Source organism: uncultured Campylobacter sp. (assembly GCF_938045595.1).
Taxonomy (GTDB): domain Bacteria; phylum Campylobacterota; class Campylobacteria; order Campylobacterales; family Campylobacteraceae; genus Campylobacter_B.
This window is the reverse complement of the sequence record NZ_CALIBB010000038.1, coordinates 1-2,028: the sequence shown is the minus strand read 5'-3', so window position 1 is coordinate 2,028 and position 2,028 is coordinate 1. Positions and strand designations below refer to the sequence as shown.

The window sequence follows — 2,028 nt, the reverse complement described above, 5'->3', positions numbered from 1 at the left end:
CGGCAACTTCGGCGAGTACCGATTAGAGAGAATTTTATCGATGATTTACGGGCAAAACACCGCATTTTACGAGCTGCAAAAGCATCTACCAAACGGCAGAATCGCGGACTGCGCGCTACATATTGCAAAAGAAAAAATTCTTTGCATCGATTCAAAATTTCCACTTCAAAGCTATGAAAAAATTATCGCCGCCTCCGCCTCAAACGACGCCGCAGCGCTTGCTAGTGCGGATAAGCAGCTCGCCGCAGATATGAAAAAGCACGCCGCAGATATCGCGGAGAAATACATCATACCGCCTCTTAGCACGGAGTTTGCGGTGCTATTTGTACCCAGCGAAGCAGTTTTTGTATATGTCTGCGAGAAGCTGCCGCAGGTGCTTGAATACTGCGCGCAAATCGGCATTTTTGCGGCATCGCCCACGACGCTGCTGGCGCTTTTAAGTACGATCCGAATCTTTGTAAAAGACGAGGCGCTAGCGCAAAATATAAAATCGGTAAAAGATGAAATTTACGCGCTAAAATCGGACTTTGAGGCACATGCTAAGTATGCGACGGCGCTTCAAACATACGCAGATAAGCTCGCCGCACAAGCGGAGCTTTTAAATAAAAATGTAAAATCTCTAAAAGCCCGCTTTGAGCGTTTTGGCGAGCTGTAATGAGGCAAACCGTAGCACACAATGCGGCGCTTCGAGCGCCTTGGCACGCCGTAACGCGGCGGAATTCCATGGATGGGCGAGTGGCATTCAATTAAATTTACGCCTCGCCTATTTTGCAGATAAAATTCCCATTTGGGGTAGATAGATAGAATTTAAAACTCAGCTTAATGGATTTGTTACGCGAGCGAGCAGAATTCGAAGGCTGTCTGACGCGCATAAAATTTGATCGGCTAAATTTCATGGACGCGCGAGCTAATTCAATCCGCTCAAGCATTAAACGCACGCCATTATCACAATGTGGCAAGATCAATCGATACGCTTTCCACCCAAGAAATTCAGCGCTGCTATACCGAAACAAAATTTGACGCCACATTATTGCGTACGTAAATTTGCGGTCGTGGGCAAATTCTACATTACGGAGACAGATTCATGATTCATGAGTGAAATTTCATATTTTGGCGAAACTTTAAAAAGCGGCTTACAGGCACTATGAATTTCAAACAGCAGCGCTGCGAGCGGGACCAGCCGTTTAGCGCTAAGAATTTTATGGGCATTGCACGGATATAATTTCAGATTTTGACAAAATTTCAAAAGCGATCTGCAAGCACGCAAAATTAATCTGCAATCCCGAAAGCTGATAAATTTGTATTTTACGGCGACACAAAACCTCGCGCATTAAAGCGTAGCCAAGATAAACATCGCGCTAATACGCGGTGGTGCTTTGGACGGTTGGTGCGAGCGTAAAGCAAAAACCGCGGCTACTTGCAAGCTTAAACCCTCGCTCCGCATAAGCAAGCTGAATAAAATTCTACGCCGAATAGTTTTTGTCGCCGTTCGTAAAATTTTAGCGCAATTTAGCTCGCGAAATTTTACCAGCCACAGCAAGTGGCATAAATTTTAAAATTTAACTCGCTAAATTTTAAAGTCGCGGCATTTTGAGCGGCTAAATTATCGGTAAAGGCGCCTTAGGTTCCGCTTCTCATAAAGCTTTGCTTTTGCATTGTAGGCTTGCACGGCTTTCTAAAATTATCGCCGGGCGGCTCATTTTGTGAATTCGGCGTTTATTTGGAGTAAAATTTTAAAAACGGACGCGAATCTCAAAACATACGCCGTATTTAAAAAACAGAAAGATTAGACACGCAATCTTACGCGGCGGCAAGATGAAATTTTAAGTTCGACGCGGCGCCAAAACACACAAAATTCTCCTGCAAAATCATAAAATTCTAAAATTTCTCGACAAAAATCAAAGCCATAGCACTGCAAATCCGCCAAATACTTTCGCGCTAAAAACCCAAAATCCCGCTGCTATAATCTCAAAAAACCGCACATCTTAAAACTCTGCGAGTAAACTGAAATTACCAAGCGCCTTAAAC

The 2,028-nt window shown here is 44.0% G+C and carries 1 protein-coding gene; it reads left to right on the top strand.

Annotation, left to right across the window (positions count from 1 at the left end):
• Positions 1-655, top strand: a 655-nt coding sequence (gene rmuC, locus Q0340_RS01560; RefSeq protein WP_298081880.1) for a DNA recombination protein RmuC, incomplete at its 5' end; no start/stop codon positions are given.
• Between the last annotated feature and the right edge of the window lie 1,373 nt (positions 656-2,028).